General features: G+C 66.6%; 16 protein-coding genes. 8 read left to right on the forward strand and 8 right to left on the reverse strand.

Features of this window, described 5'->3' with window-relative positions; translation table 11 throughout:
• The first annotated feature begins 31 nt into the window (after positions 1 to 31).
• On the forward strand, positions 32 to 1264 hold the full coding sequence (gene cofG, locus ACRVY7_RS15805; RefSeq protein ID WP_431817881.1) for a 7,8-didemethyl-8-hydroxy-5-deazariboflavin synthase CofG: 1233 nt from the start codon (positions 32 to 34) through the stop codon (positions 1262 to 1264).
• Between the two features lie 41 nt (positions 1265 to 1305).
• Here cofG and ACRVY7_RS15810 read toward each other — a convergent pair whose 3' ends face one another.
• Positions 1306 to 1674, reverse strand: a complete 369-nt coding sequence (locus ACRVY7_RS15810) for a rhodanese-like domain-containing protein (protein ID WP_431817735.1) — start codon at positions 1672 to 1674, stop codon at positions 1306 to 1308.
• A gap of 24 nt (positions 1675 to 1698) precedes the next feature.
• Complete coding sequence (locus ACRVY7_RS15815; RefSeq protein WP_431817736.1) at positions 1699 to 2298, reverse strand: cupin domain-containing protein; 600 nt, start codon at positions 2296 to 2298, stop codon at positions 1699 to 1701.
• Between the two features lie 465 nt (positions 2299 to 2763).
• On the opposite strand from ACRVY7_RS15815, the gene fdxA reads away from it, so the two are divergent.
• Both fdxA and dapC read left to right on the forward strand, forming a co-directional pair.
• Positions 2764 to 3096, forward strand: a complete 333-nt coding sequence (gene fdxA, locus ACRVY7_RS15820) for a ferredoxin (protein WP_049698476.1) — start codon at positions 2764 to 2766, stop codon at positions 3094 to 3096.
• Position 3097: 1 nt separating this feature from the next.
• The gene (gene dapC / locus ACRVY7_RS15825; RefSeq protein ID WP_431817737.1) at positions 3098 to 4222 is read left to right on the forward strand and encodes a succinyldiaminopimelate transaminase; all 1125 of its coding nucleotides are present in this window, start codon (positions 3098 to 3100) and stop codon (positions 4220 to 4222) included.
• A 297-nt stretch (positions 4223 to 4519) separates the two neighbouring features.
• Here dapC and dapD read toward each other — a convergent pair whose 3' ends face one another.
• The 3 genes from dapD to ACRVY7_RS15840 form a co-directional block, all read right to left on the reverse strand.
• On the reverse strand, positions 4520 to 5488 hold the full coding sequence (gene dapD / locus ACRVY7_RS15830) for a 2,3,4,5-tetrahydropyridine-2,6-dicarboxylate N-succinyltransferase (RefSeq protein ID WP_082938049.1): 969 nt from the start codon (positions 5486 to 5488) through the stop codon (positions 4520 to 4522).
• 61 nt (positions 5489 to 5549) lie between these two features.
• The gene (locus tag ACRVY7_RS15835; protein ID WP_064870338.1) at positions 5550 to 5837 is read right to left on the reverse strand and encodes a hypothetical protein; all 288 of its coding nucleotides are present in this window, start codon (positions 5835 to 5837) and stop codon (positions 5550 to 5552) included.
• 159 nt (positions 5838 to 5996) lie between these two features.
• The gene (locus tag ACRVY7_RS15840; RefSeq protein ID WP_064870337.1) at positions 5997 to 6287 is read right to left on the reverse strand and encodes a hypothetical protein; all 291 of its coding nucleotides are present in this window, start codon (positions 6285 to 6287) and stop codon (positions 5997 to 5999) included.
• Between the two features lie 164 nt (positions 6288 to 6451).
• Between ACRVY7_RS15840 and ACRVY7_RS15845 the strand changes: the two genes are divergently transcribed.
• Complete coding sequence (locus tag ACRVY7_RS15845; protein WP_431817738.1) at positions 6452 to 7153, forward strand: helix-turn-helix domain-containing protein; 702 nt, start codon at positions 6452 to 6454, stop codon at positions 7151 to 7153.
• Here ACRVY7_RS15845 and ACRVY7_RS15850 read toward each other — a convergent pair.
• Entirely contained in the window at positions 7135 to 7542 is a 408-nt protein-coding gene (locus ACRVY7_RS15850) for a VOC family protein (RefSeq protein ID WP_064870336.1), read from the reverse strand. The two genes, ACRVY7_RS15845 and ACRVY7_RS15850, sit on opposite strands and share 19 nt — an antisense overlap.
• A gap of 61 nt (positions 7543 to 7603) precedes the next feature.
• On the reverse strand, positions 7604 to 8620 hold the full coding sequence (locus tag ACRVY7_RS15855) for a zinc-dependent alcohol dehydrogenase family protein (RefSeq protein WP_431817739.1): 1017 nt from the start codon (positions 8618 to 8620) through the stop codon (positions 7604 to 7606).
• Positions 8621 to 8721: 101 nt separating this feature from the next.
• On the opposite strand from ACRVY7_RS15855, the gene dapE reads away from it, so the two are divergent.
• Positions 8722 to 9837, forward strand: a complete 1116-nt coding sequence (gene dapE / locus ACRVY7_RS15860) for a succinyl-diaminopimelate desuccinylase (RefSeq protein WP_049698470.1) — start codon at positions 8722 to 8724, stop codon at positions 9835 to 9837.
• Here dapE and ACRVY7_RS15865 read toward each other — a convergent pair.
• Positions 9818 to 10495 (reverse strand): TetR/AcrR family transcriptional regulator, encoded by a 678-nt coding sequence (locus ACRVY7_RS15865; RefSeq protein WP_431817740.1) that lies wholly within the window; start codon positions 10493 to 10495, stop codon positions 9818 to 9820. The genes dapE and ACRVY7_RS15865 overlap by 20 nt on opposite strands.
• A gap of 104 nt (positions 10496 to 10599) precedes the next feature.
• On the opposite strand from ACRVY7_RS15865, the gene ACRVY7_RS15870 reads away from it, so the two are divergent.
• The 3 genes from ACRVY7_RS15870 to ACRVY7_RS15880 all read left to right on the forward strand — a co-directional run bounded on the left by ACRVY7_RS15870 (position 10600) and on the right by ACRVY7_RS15880 (position 13241).
• A complete protein-coding gene (locus tag ACRVY7_RS15870) occupies positions 10600 to 11634 on the forward strand; it encodes an aldo/keto reductase (protein ID WP_431817741.1) in 1035 nt (344 codons plus the stop codon).
• A gap of 300 nt (positions 11635 to 11934) precedes the next feature.
• Positions 11935 to 12708, forward strand: a complete 774-nt coding sequence (locus ACRVY7_RS15875) for an LOG family protein (RefSeq protein WP_064870417.1) — start codon at positions 11935 to 11937, stop codon at positions 12706 to 12708.
• A complete protein-coding gene (locus ACRVY7_RS15880; protein WP_331436092.1) occupies positions 12705 to 13241 on the forward strand; it encodes an LOG family protein in 537 nt (178 codons plus the stop codon). Before ACRVY7_RS15875 ends, ACRVY7_RS15880 begins: the two co-directional genes overlap by 4 nt.
• The last annotated feature ends 15 nt before the right edge of the window (positions 13242 to 13256 follow it).

Below are 13256 nucleotides of genomic sequence, written 5' to 3' on the forward strand. Positions count from 1 at the left end.
GATGACAACTGACATGACTGCAGGTAAGGCGATGACTGCACGTGAGGCGCTCGACGTGGTGCGCGCGGGCGGCGACGTCGGGCTTGCCGAGGCAACGGCGCTGCTGTCGGCGTCGGGCGACGACCTGACCGCAGTGGCGGCGGTCGCGTCGGCGATGCGTGACGAAGGGCTCGCCGAGGTGGGTCGGGAACGTCAGATCACCTACTCGCGCAAGGTATTCGTGCCGTTGACGCGGTTGTGCCGCGATCGGTGTCACTACTGCACGTTCGTGACCGTGCCGGGCAAACTGGCCCGTGCGGGCGAGGGAATGTTCCTCGAGATCGACCAGGTGCTGTCGATCGCGCGCCAGGGCGCGGCACTCGGCTGCAAAGAAGCGCTGTTCACGCTGGGCGACCGGCCAGAGGATCGCTGGCCGCAGGCCGCCGAATGGCTTGCCGCACGCGGATATTCGTCGACGCTCGACTACGTTCGCGCAGCGGCGGTTGCCGTCCTCGAAGACACCGGCCTCCTGCCGCATCTCAATCCCGGCGTGATGAGCGCCGAGGAGATGGCGGTGTTGCGACCGGTGGCGCCGTCGATGGGCATGATGCTCGAGACCACCTCGCGCAGGCTGTTCACCGAGAAGGGGCAACCGCACTACGGCAGCCCCGATAAGGACCCGCTGGTCCGGCTGCAGGTGCTGCGCGATGCGGGTGATCTGCGGATTCCGTTCACCACGGGCATCCTCGTCGGCATCGGCGAGAGTCTGACCGAACGCGCGGAATCGCTACTCGCACTTGCCGATATCGCGCGTGCCGGTCACATCCAAGAGGTGATCGTGCAGAACTTCCGCGCCAAGCCCGACACCGCGATGCGTGGCACACCCGACGCCGAGATGACGGAGTTCCTCGCGGCCGTGGCGACCGCGCGCATCGTGCTCGGACCGCGGATGCGAGTGCAGGCGCCGCCCAACCTGGTATCGGGGGAGGAGTGCGCGGCGCTGATCGCCTCGGGTATCGACGACTGGGGCGGCGTGTCGCCGCTGACGCCCGACCACGTCAACCCCGAACGCCCGTGGCCGAACCTCACCACGCTCGCCGAGATCACCGCCGAGTCGGGATACGTTCTCGCCGAGCGGATCACGGCCCAGCCGCCCTACGTGCTCGACGCCGAGAACTGGATCGACGCGTCGCTGGCCGGGCACGTGGCCGCGCTCGCCAACCCGGTCACCGGACTCGCGGCCGACACTCGGCCGTCGGGTCGCCCCTGGCCCGCCGTCGCGTGAGCGAGCTTGCGGCGCGGGGAAGTCTTGCGGCTCTGGGATGCTCAGTCGTTTGACTGCGCGGCGAGTATCGCTCGGTAGCCGCCGACGACGTCGGTGGCGCGGTGTAAACCCAACTGCTGCAACGATGCCGCAGCCAAGCTCGACGTGTAGCCCTCCGAGCACAGGATGATCCACCGCACGTCGTGATCGACTGCCTCGTCGATCCGGGCGTCGCTGGCGGGATCGCAGCGCCACTCCAGGACATTGCGCTCGATGACGAGGGCGTCGGGATGCTGTCCTTCGGCGGCGCGCTGCGCGGCCGGCCGGATGTCGACGAGGACTGCACCGCTCTCGAGTTCGGCGGGCAGATCCGCGGCGTCGACTCGCTGGAGGCTTTCGCGGGCGTTCAGCAGGAGGTCATTGATCGTCATCGGCACATCGCAAGGTTATCGGGGTCATTCGGGTTCGTCGGTGAGTTCTGTGCGCGTGCGTCGCAACCGGCTCGCGTCGGTGACCTCGTAGAACGACATCGCCGTCAGCGGTGGCGAATAGGCATGCACGCTGAGCGTGGGGCCGGGCTCGTTCACCGAGCCGAGGCGGTGCGAGGTTGCGTGCGCCTGGTTGAGTCCGCGCAGCGGAGGTGCGCTGGCGTGATGCTGCACGTCGTGGACCCAACCGAGGGGAAACGACGCCTGGTCGCCCGCGGACAGAATGCGCAGTGCGAGGTCGTTGCCGGTCCAGCGGTACTCACGCAGTGCTCCGGAGAGCACGGTCAGTGCGCCGAGCGAGCCGGCGTGGTCGTGTAGGTCCGTCGACCTGTCGGGTGTCCAGCTGATCAGCCAGAGGTCGAGGTCGTCGTCGGATTCGAGGCGGGTCGACCAGCGTTCGACGGGGTCCCAGCTCGAGGGCAGGAGGTGGTTATAGCGACCGTCGAGAACGTCCGCGACGCCCTGATCTGTGATGCGCAGGAGGTCGGCGGGTCGAAGTCTGGTGGGAAGGGTGGCACTCGTCGGTCGTGTCGCGGCACGGTGCACGGGATCGAGGGTCGAGGTCATGAGCACTCCGGACGAAGGTGGAGAGGGGTCGGGGATCGGCGGGTGATCAGCGGCGTCGACAGTGCGCGATCGCCAATCCCACGCTGATCTGCTGGGCCCCGTTCCGGGCGATGATCAGACTCACCAGGACAGGATGCTCCCGACCTCTGCGCCGCGGGAGGGTTGGCGTCACGCTGAACGCAAACCCACTATGCGAGTTCGCGAAGGGAAGGAAACGTCGAAATTGTGATCTTCGTCGTGCCGAGTTGCCCTGACCGGGACAGATGTGAGCGATAGCACGGGGCGATGTGGGCCCGGGCTGGGCCAGGCAGATAAGGTTGACGATGCGTGTGTGCTCCGCGCCTGCTTCGGGGAAGGTCGACGGTGTGCGCATGCGACGCGATCAGCCCTCGCGTCAAGGTCTGCCGCCGCGTGAGCACACGCGGGCGCGAGCGGACACATGAACGTTATGCGGAGAAGGAGAGAGTGGTGACGTACATCATCGCGGAGCCCTGTGTGGACGTGATGGACAAGGCCTGCGTCGAGGAGTGCCCTGTCGATTGCATCTACGAGGGTGGCCGCAGTCTGTACATCCAGCCGGATGAGTGCGTTGACTGCGGTGCCTGCGAACCGGTGTGTCCTGTGGAAGCGATCTTCTACGAGGACGACGTTCCCGACGAGTGGGAGCCCTACGTCAGCGCGAACGCCGACTTCTTCGACGACCTCGGCTCGCCTGGTGGTGCGAGCAAGGTGGGCAAGACCGACTACGACCCGCCGTTCATCAAGGAACTCCCCCCGATGAACGAGGGCGAGGACTGACTTGCGAACGGCCCGCCGGGCACGTGTGAGTGAGGCGCTACCCGATTTTCCCTGGGATTCGCTCGCCGAGGCCAAGGCGACCGCTGCTGCTCACGAGGACGGCATCGTCGACCTTTCCGTCGGTACGCCTGTCGATCCCGTCGACACGCTGATCCGCGAGGCGTTGGCGTCGGCGTCGGATTTCCCCGGCTATCCGACAACCGTCGGCACACCTGAGCTGCGCAAGGCTGCCGTCGACGCGTTGGCGCGCCGGTACGGCGCAACAGGACTCGACGAATCGTCGATTCTCCCGGTCATCGGAACCAAAGAGGCGATCGCCGGGCTGACCTCCGCGCTCGGTATCGGCGTTGGCGACAACGTCGTGATCCCCGAGGTCGCCTACCCCACGTACGAAGTGAGCGCGCTGCTCGCGGGTGCGTCGGTGACACGAGCAGATTCGACGCTGCAGCTCGGCCCGGTCATGGGCAGCTCGGCACCCGCGCTCATGTTCATCAACTCACCGTCGAATCCGACGGGCCGCGTGCTGGGCGTCGACCACCTGCGCAAGGTGGTTGCGTGGTGCCGCGAGCACGACACGATCCTCGCGTCCGACGAGTGCTACCTCGGATTGTCCTGGGACACCGAGGCCGTCTCGATCCTCGACCCCCGGGTCAGCGACGGCGACCATACCGGGCTGCTCGCGATCCACTCCCTGTCGAAGATCTCCAACCTGGCGTCGTATCGCGCGGGCTTCTTCGCAGGCGACCGCGACCTGATCGCCGAACTCCTTGCCGTGCGCAAACACTCGGGCATGATCGTGCCGTTCCCGATCCAGGCAGCCATGACCGCTGCGCTCTCCGACGACACGCACGTCGAGGCACAGCGCGCCCGCTACCAGTTGCGCCGCTCGCGCCTACTGCCCGCGGTGCGCGAGGCAGGTTTCCGCGTCGACGATTCGGAGGCCGGGCTCTACCTCTGGGCCACCCGCGACGAGGGCTGCCGCGACACCGTTGCGTGGCTTGCCCAGCGCGGCATCCTGGCGGCCCCCGGAGACTTCTACGGACCGCTCGGGGTCAACCACGTGCGCTTCGCCCTCACCGCCACCGACGAGCGCATCGACGCCGCCGCAGCGCGACTCACCGCCTGAAAGTCCGCCCGACCCGCCGGCTCGGCGCCTTATCCGCCCACTCCCGCGGTAAATGTGTGTCGAACGTAAGGATGTGGGTGCTGCGGCACCCACATCCTTCGATTCGACACACATCCACAACCCGGCCCGACGCCGCTCCGCTGATTGAGCCGCTCCACCCGCCGATCGAACCGGCCCCGCCCGCTGATTGAGCCGGCCTCACCCGCTGATTGAGCCGGCCGCGAGCGCAGCGAGCTGCCGAGTCGAAATCACACGCCACCACGAAGGCGTCCGCAATGCCGACTCGGCAGCCCCGGGTCAGTTGTTCTTGTGCAGCGCCTCGTTGAGCGCGATGCCGTCGCCCTTCCACGGCACCACCTCGACGGCGCCGGTGAGACTGTTGCGACGGAACAGCAGATTCGACTGCCCGGAGAGCTCACGCGCCTTGATCGACGCGCCGTCGGGACCCGTCACCTTGGTGCCTGCGGTCACGTACAGCCCTGCCTCGACGACACAGTCGTCGCCGAGGGCAATGCCGCAACCGGAGTTCGCGCCGAGCAGGCAGCGCTTGCCCAGCGAGATGATCTCTTTGCCGCCACCCGACAGCGTGCCCATCGTCGACGCTCCGCCACCGATGTCCGAACCGTCGCCGACGACCACACCCGCGGAGATACGCCCCTCGACCATCGACGAGCCGAGCGTGCCCGCGTTGTAGTTAACGAATCCCTCGTGCATCACGGTGGTGCCGGGGGCGAGGTGTGCGCCGAGACGCACGCGGTCGGCATCGCCGATCCGGACTCCGCCCGGTGCGACGTAATCGACCATCCGGGGGAACTTGTCGATGCTCAGCACGGTCACGTGTCCGCGTGCGCGAAGGCGTCGTCGAACCTTCTCGAATCCTTCCACCGGACACGGCCCGAAGTTGGTCCAGACGACGTTCGACAGCAGCCCGAAGATGCCCTCGAGATTCGCCTCGTGTGGCTCGATGAGTCGATGCGACAGCAGGTGCAGGCGCAGGTAGACGTCATAGGCATCCGACGGGGCGACCGACAGATCAGCGATGGAGGTGCGGACGGCGACGATCTTGACGCCGCGTGCCTCGTCGAGGCCGACCAGATCGTTCAGGTCGGCGGGAATGTCGTCGCCCTCGAGGATCTTGGTATCGGCCAGATCCGGCGTTGCGAGTTCGGGGTCCGGATACCAGACGTCGAGGACAACGCCGGGATCGGCGGACCCCCCGTTGGTCACGGTTGCGATGCCTGTTGCGAAAGCGCCATTCGTCGTCACGGGCAGGAGTTTACCGGCGACCTCCGCACGGGCTGGGCCAGGTCGCCCGCATCGACCGGAATCAGTGCTGGTGATACATGTGGTCGTACTCGACGCGGTCGTGCTCGGTGTTCACCGGGAAGAACGCGCTGTGATACATCTGTCGGCTCAGCGCGATCAGCACAGCCGCGCCACCCGCGAATGCCGCCACCATCACCACCGCCCAGACGATGCCGGCAGTGGTTTCACCCGTCGCCAACATGGTCAGCGAAATTGCCAGCGACAAAAAGCCCGCCAGCACGAGAACGAAGGCGACAACACCCATCGGATGATTGCCGTGTGACACGTGAGATCTGTGGAAGGCCGTCATGGCGCCATCTCCTCGATTCGACGACGCATACAGCCTAGTGTTATCCAGGTCACAGTCCGGTGGTTGATTAGGGCAAGATCCGACGGTCAACCGCAGAAAGTGCAGCGAGGTCGACGTCCCGCCCAACCCGGGACCCCGACCTCGCTTGCGTGCGGCAGGCTAGGCGACCTGGTGGCGGTAGACCTCCAGGTAGTGCTGCTCCTCTTTCGACGTCGCATCGGGCAACAGTGCGCTGTGCTGGAGGCGTCGTGTCATCGCCGAGACGATGCCGATCCCGATCGCCATTCCGATCACCGCCACGATCGCGGCGACGAGAGCGGCAGTGCCACTCCCGAACGCGAGCGCTGTCAGGGCGAGCGGTGCGGCGCCGAAGCCGATCAGGAAGATCGCGAACCCGACGATGGCGGCAGGGTGCTGGGGGTTGTCGGTGTGCGTGCGGCGGATGGACATCGGACATCATCTCCTCGACGAGTGGTCTACGTGTCCAATGTTCGACCTCGGTTGGCTTGGGGGAGAGGGTCTTTCGTCCCAAGCTGACAGGGCCTTGTGTCCAGAGCGATGGCAGCGTGACCAGCGGGCTGACACCGTCGCTCGCCGTGGGCGACACTGGAGAAATGACGTCATCGGCCGAGCGAGTCGCAGCAGTGCACGCGTGGCGAAGTGCCGTCGACGTCGGCGAAGCGACGGTTTTGCCCGACGGCTGCATGGATGTCATCTGGACCGGTGAGGGCCTGTTGTTCGCGGGGCCAGACACTCGTCCGAATGTCTTTGTCGCACATCAACCGCATGAGATGGTCGGGCTCCGATTCTTTCCCGGACACGCGCAGGGTCTGCTCGGGGTACCGGCCGTCGAGCTTCGTGATCAGCGGGTAGACGCCGACACCCTCTGGCAGCGACCACGCGTCGAGCGCTGGTGTGAGCTGTTGGAAGCCTCCGACGACAAGGTCGCCACGCTGACCGAGTTGTGCACCGCTGATCGGCACACGGCCCCGCCGCCCTGGTCACGGCACCTCGTCGACCTGCTGCGTCGTCGTGTCGCGGTCGGCGACTGTGCAGCGGAGCTGTCGGTCACCGAACGGACTCTGCATCGAATGTCGTTGCAGTACTTCGGGTATGGGGCCAAGACGCTGGGCAGGATTCTCCGGATGCGGCACGCGATGAGTGTGCTCGGCGATGAGGATCTGTCGGCGGTGGCGCATCGCACCGGATACGCCGACTACGCCCATATGTTTCGCGAGTTCGTCGCGCTGGCCGGTGCGTCTCCGACAGCGTTCGTGCCGCCGGTGGCCGACGCGGCTCAGCTCAGGGCGCAGTAGAGATCCACCGGGTTGTCGTCGGGGTCGAGGATGACCGCGTAACGCTGTCCCCAGACCGCGTCGAACGGGGTGAGCAGCGACCGGTAGCCGAGGTCGACGAGGCGACTGTGCTCGGCGTCGACCGCTGCCGGCGACGAACATTCGAACGCGAGAGCTGCGCGGTGGCCTCCCTCTGGCACGTACCAGTCGGGCATGAATGACAGCACGACGGCGCGGGTGTCGAACATGATCTGCATCCCGGCGACGGTGGCTTGCGCGTGTGGGGCGTTCGCGGCGTCGGGGTCGAACTCGAGGCCGAGTTGCGAGTAGAACTCGACCGTCGCCGCCATGTCGGCGACGACGAACGAGATGGCGTTGAGAACGGGTCGTGGCGTGATGTCTTCGCTCATGGGCGCGACACTATGCGACAGCCGCCGGCCACACATGAACCTTTCGGACAGAGTGTGGGTCTCAGGGTTGCAGCAGGGCCTTGATCGCCCGTCGCTCGTCCATCGCGGCGTAGCCCTCGGCCACGCCGCTCAGTGGCAGCGTGAGGTCAAAGACTTTGCCCGGGTTGATGTCTCGATTCATGATGCGCGTGATGAGATCCGGAAGGAACTGACGGACGGGCGCTGGACCGCCGTGGAGGTGGACGAGTTTGTAGAAGAGTTGGTCGCCGGGAATCTCCACCCCGTGCGCCACCCCGACGAAGCCGACGTGTCCGCCCGGGCGCGTCGAATCGATGGCCTGCGTCATCGATTGCTGCGTGCCGACTGCCTCGATCACCGAGTGCGCGCCGAGTCCGTTCGTCAGTTCCTTCACCGCCGCGACGCCCTCGTCGCCGCGTTCGGCCACGATATCGGTGGCCCCGAACTCCAGAGCGAGCTTCTGGCGCTGCTCATGCCTGCTCATTGCGATGATCCGCTCGGCGCCGAGTTGCGCCGAAGCGAGCACGGCCAACAGTCCGACGGCGCCGTCGCCGACCACGACGACGGTCTTGCCCGGTCCGACCTGAGCTGCGGTGGCACCGAACCAGCCGGTCCCGAGGACGTCCGACGCCGCGAGGAGGTCGGGCACGATCTCGTCGTCGGGAACCTCGGGTGTCGCGACCAGCGTGCCGTCGGCGAGCGGGACGCGGAGGTACTCGGCCTGCGCACCACGCACCGGTGCACGATGCACGCAGCCGGTCTGATATCCGGCACGGCAGATGTCGCAGGTGTTGTCGGAAGCGAAGAACGAGCCGATCACGAACTGCCCTGGCCGCACGTTTGTCACCGCCGACCCGACCTCCTCCACGACGCCGACGTACTCGTGTCCCATCGGGACCGGGCGCGTGATCTCGTTGATGCCGCGATAGGTCCACAGATCCGACCCGCACACGCAGGTCGCCGACAGGCGGATGATCGCGTCGGTCGGCTCGACGATCGCGGGCCGGTCGAGCTCCTCGAAGCGCACGTCGAACGGCGCGTGGATGACGGTTCCCAACATGCGGTCCACCATGCCACCGGTGCTCGGTGCCTGCTACCGAACGGGTTGCGAGCCGGAATGCGAAAGTCGGGTGGCGGCCGCACGCGCGATAAGTTGGAGAGGTGAGCACCACCGAGAACGCCGTCGCCGACCTCGACCTGCATGCCGATCCCGTCGAGCTGACCGCAGCGCTCGTCGACATCGAGAGCGAGTCGCACAACGAATCGGCCATCGCCGACGCCGTCGAGAAGGCTCTCCGCGAGCAGACGGTCGGGTTCGAGGTGCTCCGACACGGCAATCGCGTTCTCGCGCGCACGAATCGCGGTAAGCCGAGCCGGGTCATCCTCGCGGGCCACCTCGACACCGTGCCCGTCGCGGGCAACCTGCCGAGTCGACGCACCGTCGACGATGCCGAGGGTGATGTGCTGCACGGCTGCGGAACTGTCGACATGAAATCGGGCGACGCCGTCTTCCTCCATCTCGCCGCAACTCTCGACGATCCGTCGCATGATCTCACGCTCATCTTCTACGACTGCGAAGAGATCGCAGCCGAATACAACGGGCTCGGATTTCTCGAACGCGAACTGCCCGAGTGGCTTTCGGGCGACGTCGCGATCCTCGGTGAACCCACTGCCGGGCAGATCGAAGCCGGATGCCAGGGCACCCTGCGTGTTCGGCTCACCGCCTCGGGCACCCGTGCCCACTCTGCGCGATCGTGGATGGGCGACAACGCAATTCACAAACTGGCCGGAGTGCTCACCACGCTCGCGAACTATCAGCCGCGCTACGTCAACATCGACGGCTGCGAGTATCGCGAGGGGCTCTCGGCCGTCGGCATCGACGGGGGAGTGGCGGGCAACGTGATCCCCGACAGCGCCTCGGTGACCATCAACTTCCGATTCGCACCCGATCGCAGCGTCGACGACGCCCTCGACCACGTCCGCGATGTGTTCGCCGAAGATCTCGACACCGAGATGATCACACTCGAACTGACCGATGCCGCGCCCGGCGCGCTGCCCGGACTCAGCCATCCCGCCGCAGCCGCGCTGGTCGACGCCGCTCACGGGCGGTTCCGTGCGAAGTACGGCTGGACCGACGTGTCGCGGTTCTCGGCACTCGGAATCCCGGCCGTCAACCTCGGCCCGGGTGATCCCAACCTCGCGCACCGCGTCGACGAGCGCGTGCCCGTGGCCCAGATCGCCGAGGTCACCGATCTCCTCAGGGCGTATCTGTCCTGACCGTGTCTGCCGTGAAGGCCCCGGCGTCGAGTGCGGCGAGTGTCGCGTCGACCGCCATTCGCGCATCGTGCTCGGTCGGCGTGCGGACGCCCGTGAGCATCAGGTAGTACAGCGGCGCCGACACGGATCGGATCACCGCAGACGTGTCGGTGTCGTCGGGGATGTCGCCCCGGCCGATCGCGTCGTCGACGCAGCTCACCCATTCTCTCACCCGCGTGCGGTAGAACTCGGCGAGCGCCTCGCGCGTGCGGTCGTCACCGGTGGCCGCCGCGATGAGCGCGCCGAACAGCGGGCCCTGCCTCCGATCGCGCAGCGTGTCGACGACGAGCCGTGCGTTTGCCAGTAGGTCGTCGGCGAGATTGCCTGTGCGCGTTGCAGATACGGACTGTGTCGCCATCTCTCCCAGTAGATCGGCCACCAACGCCTCGGGCGTACCCCAACGTCGGTAGACCGTTGTCTTGCCGACACCAGCCGCAGCGGCGATCGCGCTGAGGTCTATACCCGCGAAGCCCGCGTCGATGAGCGCATCCTCCGTCGCGGTGAGCACCGCGGTCCGGACCGCCGCTGTGCGACCGCCCGGACGCGGTGGTGCTGTGCGACCTTCCGGACGCGGTGGTGCTGTGCGACCTTCCGGACGCGGTGTCGTGGTGTCGACCATTCGTGGAGCGTACTCACCGGCGACCCTTAACGGAACAGGGGTTCCGTTAAGGGTCGGCATGCGCTACTTTCTTAACGGGAAAATGGTTCCGTTAAGGAGGAAATATGGAATATCGCACCGTGGGGAACTCCGGGCTCGTCGTCTCTGAGGTCGGATTCGGGGCTGCGACGTTCGGCGGGGTCGGCGACTTCTTCGGCGCGTGGGGAAGTGTCGGCGTCGACGAGGCGCGAGCGATGGTCGACGCGTGCCTCGACGCGGGCGTGACACTGTTCGACACCGCAGACGTCTACTCGGACGGGGCGTCGGAAGAGATCCTCGGCGCAGCGTTGAAGGGGCGACGCGACGATGTGATCGTGTCGACCAAGGCCGCACTTCCGACCGGCGCGCGGGCGACCGATGCCGGAACGTCGCGATCACGCCTTATCAGCGCGGTCGACGCAGCACTTCGACGCCTCGACACCGATCGCATCGACCTCTTCCAACTCCATGCCTTCGACGCCCGCACTCCGATCGAGGAGACGGTCGACGCCCTCGACGACCTCGTGCGTGCGGGCAAGATCCGGTATCTGGGAGTGTCGAATTTCAGTGGGTGGCAATTGATGTCGTCACTCGCGGTTGCCGAGCGGCGTGCGCGTGCCCGCTACGTCGCACACCAGGTCTACTACTCACTCATCGGTCGTGATTACGAGTGGGAGCTGATGCCGCTCGGAGTGGCCCAGGGTGTCGGCGCGATCGTGTGGAGTCCACTCGGCTGGGGTCGGCTGACGGGCAAGCTGCGTCGCGGGGTGACGTCGTCCGGACCGTCCCGGTTGTCGGTGACCGCGGACGCGGGACCTCCCGTCGACGACGACCTCCTGTACGACGTCGTGGATGTACTTGCCGATATCGCCGAGCAGACCGGCCGGAGCATTCCGCAGGTGGCGCTCAACTGGTTGCTGCGTCGGCCGACCGTGTCGAGCGTGATCGTCGGGGCGCGCACGCAGACGCAGTTGGCCGACAACCTCGGCAGCGTCGGCTGGTCACTCGACGACGCCCAGGTGGCCCGCCTCGACGCGGTCTCCGAGCGCGAGGCGCCCTATCCCTACTTCCCGTACCGGCGGCAGGAGGGCTTCGCGCAACTGTCGCCGCCGCTGGTCTGACGGCGGTCGCGGATTCGTCGGCGCCACATTCGACGCGACCATCGATGATCCGCACCTCATCTGTCACTCGGCACCTTCGGCAGTGCAGAAGGTAGATCGTCACAGATGAGGTGCGGTCTCGAGCCGGCCACGCCACCCGTCATCGACGCTCGCGGCGGTAGTGCGCATGCGCGAGTGAGCATCGGTGACACCTGAAGGCTTGCTAGCGTGACCTGCATGTCATCCGTACCTGAAGATGCCTCGTCCGACGCTGTGCCGAGCACGCCGCAAGGCGCCACCGACTCCGACGCGAGCGGCGACATGCCGGGCGGCGAGGTGGTGATCGACGAGGAGGGTGCCTGCTACGTCGGACCGATGCGCATCCGACGAGATCTGCAGCGACCGGAGACCACCGATCGGCGGCTGCTGCAGTGGGTGAACCCCCGCGATCAGACGCTTCGAGCAGAACGCACCATGCGTGACTCGTGGCGGGTGCTGCGCATCCAATCCGAGTTCGTCGCGGGCTTCGACGCGATGAACGACGTCGCCGAGGCGGTGACGGTGTTCGGGTCGGCCCGGACCCCCGAGGGAACGCCGGAGTACGACCTCGGTGTCCGACTGGGCAAGGCGCTCGGTGAGGCGGGTTACGCGGTCATCACCGGAGGTGGTCCTGGTGTCATGGAGGCCGCCAACCGCGGTGCCGCACATACTGATTCGCGCTCCATCGGCCTGAACATCGAGTTGCCGTTCGAGCAGCATCTCAACCCGTGGGTCGATCTCGGGATGAACTTCCGGTACTTCTTCGTCCGCAAGACGATGTTCGTCAAGTACGCCCAGGCGTTCGTGTGCCTGCCCGGCGGCTTCGGCACGCTCGACGAGCTCTTCGAGGCGCTCACCCTGGTGCAGACCAAGAAGGTGGTGCGCTTCCCGATCGTGTTGCTCGGACGTGAGCACTGGGCGGGGCTCGTCGATTGGATGCGCGACCGTCTCCTCGCGGGCGGGATGATCTCCTCCGACGACCTCGACCTGTTCCACGTCGTCGACACCCCCGAGGAAGCGGTGAAGATCATCGTCGACGCGACTCCCACCCGATGACCGCGATCTGCGTGTACTGCGCGTCGGGTCCGGTCGACGAGCGCTACCTCGACCTCGCCGCAGACCTCGGGACCGCCATCGGCGCCGCGGGACACACCCTGGTCTCGGGTGGCGGCAACGTGTCGATGATGGGCGCGGTCGCGTCGGCGACACGCGCGGCAGGCGGCTCGACGATCGGCATCATCCCGCGGGCGCTGATGGAGCGCGAGGTCGCCGACCTCGATGCCGACGAACTCGTCGTCACCGAGACGATGCGACAGCGCAAGCAACTGATGGACGACCGTGCAGACGCATTCATCACGTTGCCGGGAGGCGTCGGCACCCTGGAAGAGTTCTTCGAAACCTGGACGGGCGGCTATCTCGGGATGCATGCCAAACCGGTCATCATCTGCGATCCCTTCGATTTTTATGCGCCGCTGTTCGACTGGCTGCGGCGTTTGCAGGGCCAGGGGTTTGTGTCAGAGCGGTCACTGGCGAGGCTGAAAGTGGCGGACACGGTGCCGGCCGCCATCGCGTTTGCTACTGAGCGGTAAGGTGTCGAAGAACAC

Origin of the sequence: Gordonia jacobaea, assembly GCF_965344965.1 — a bacterium.
Taxonomy (GTDB): Bacteria; Actinomycetota; Actinomycetes; order Mycobacteriales; family Mycobacteriaceae; genus Gordonia; species Gordonia jacobaea.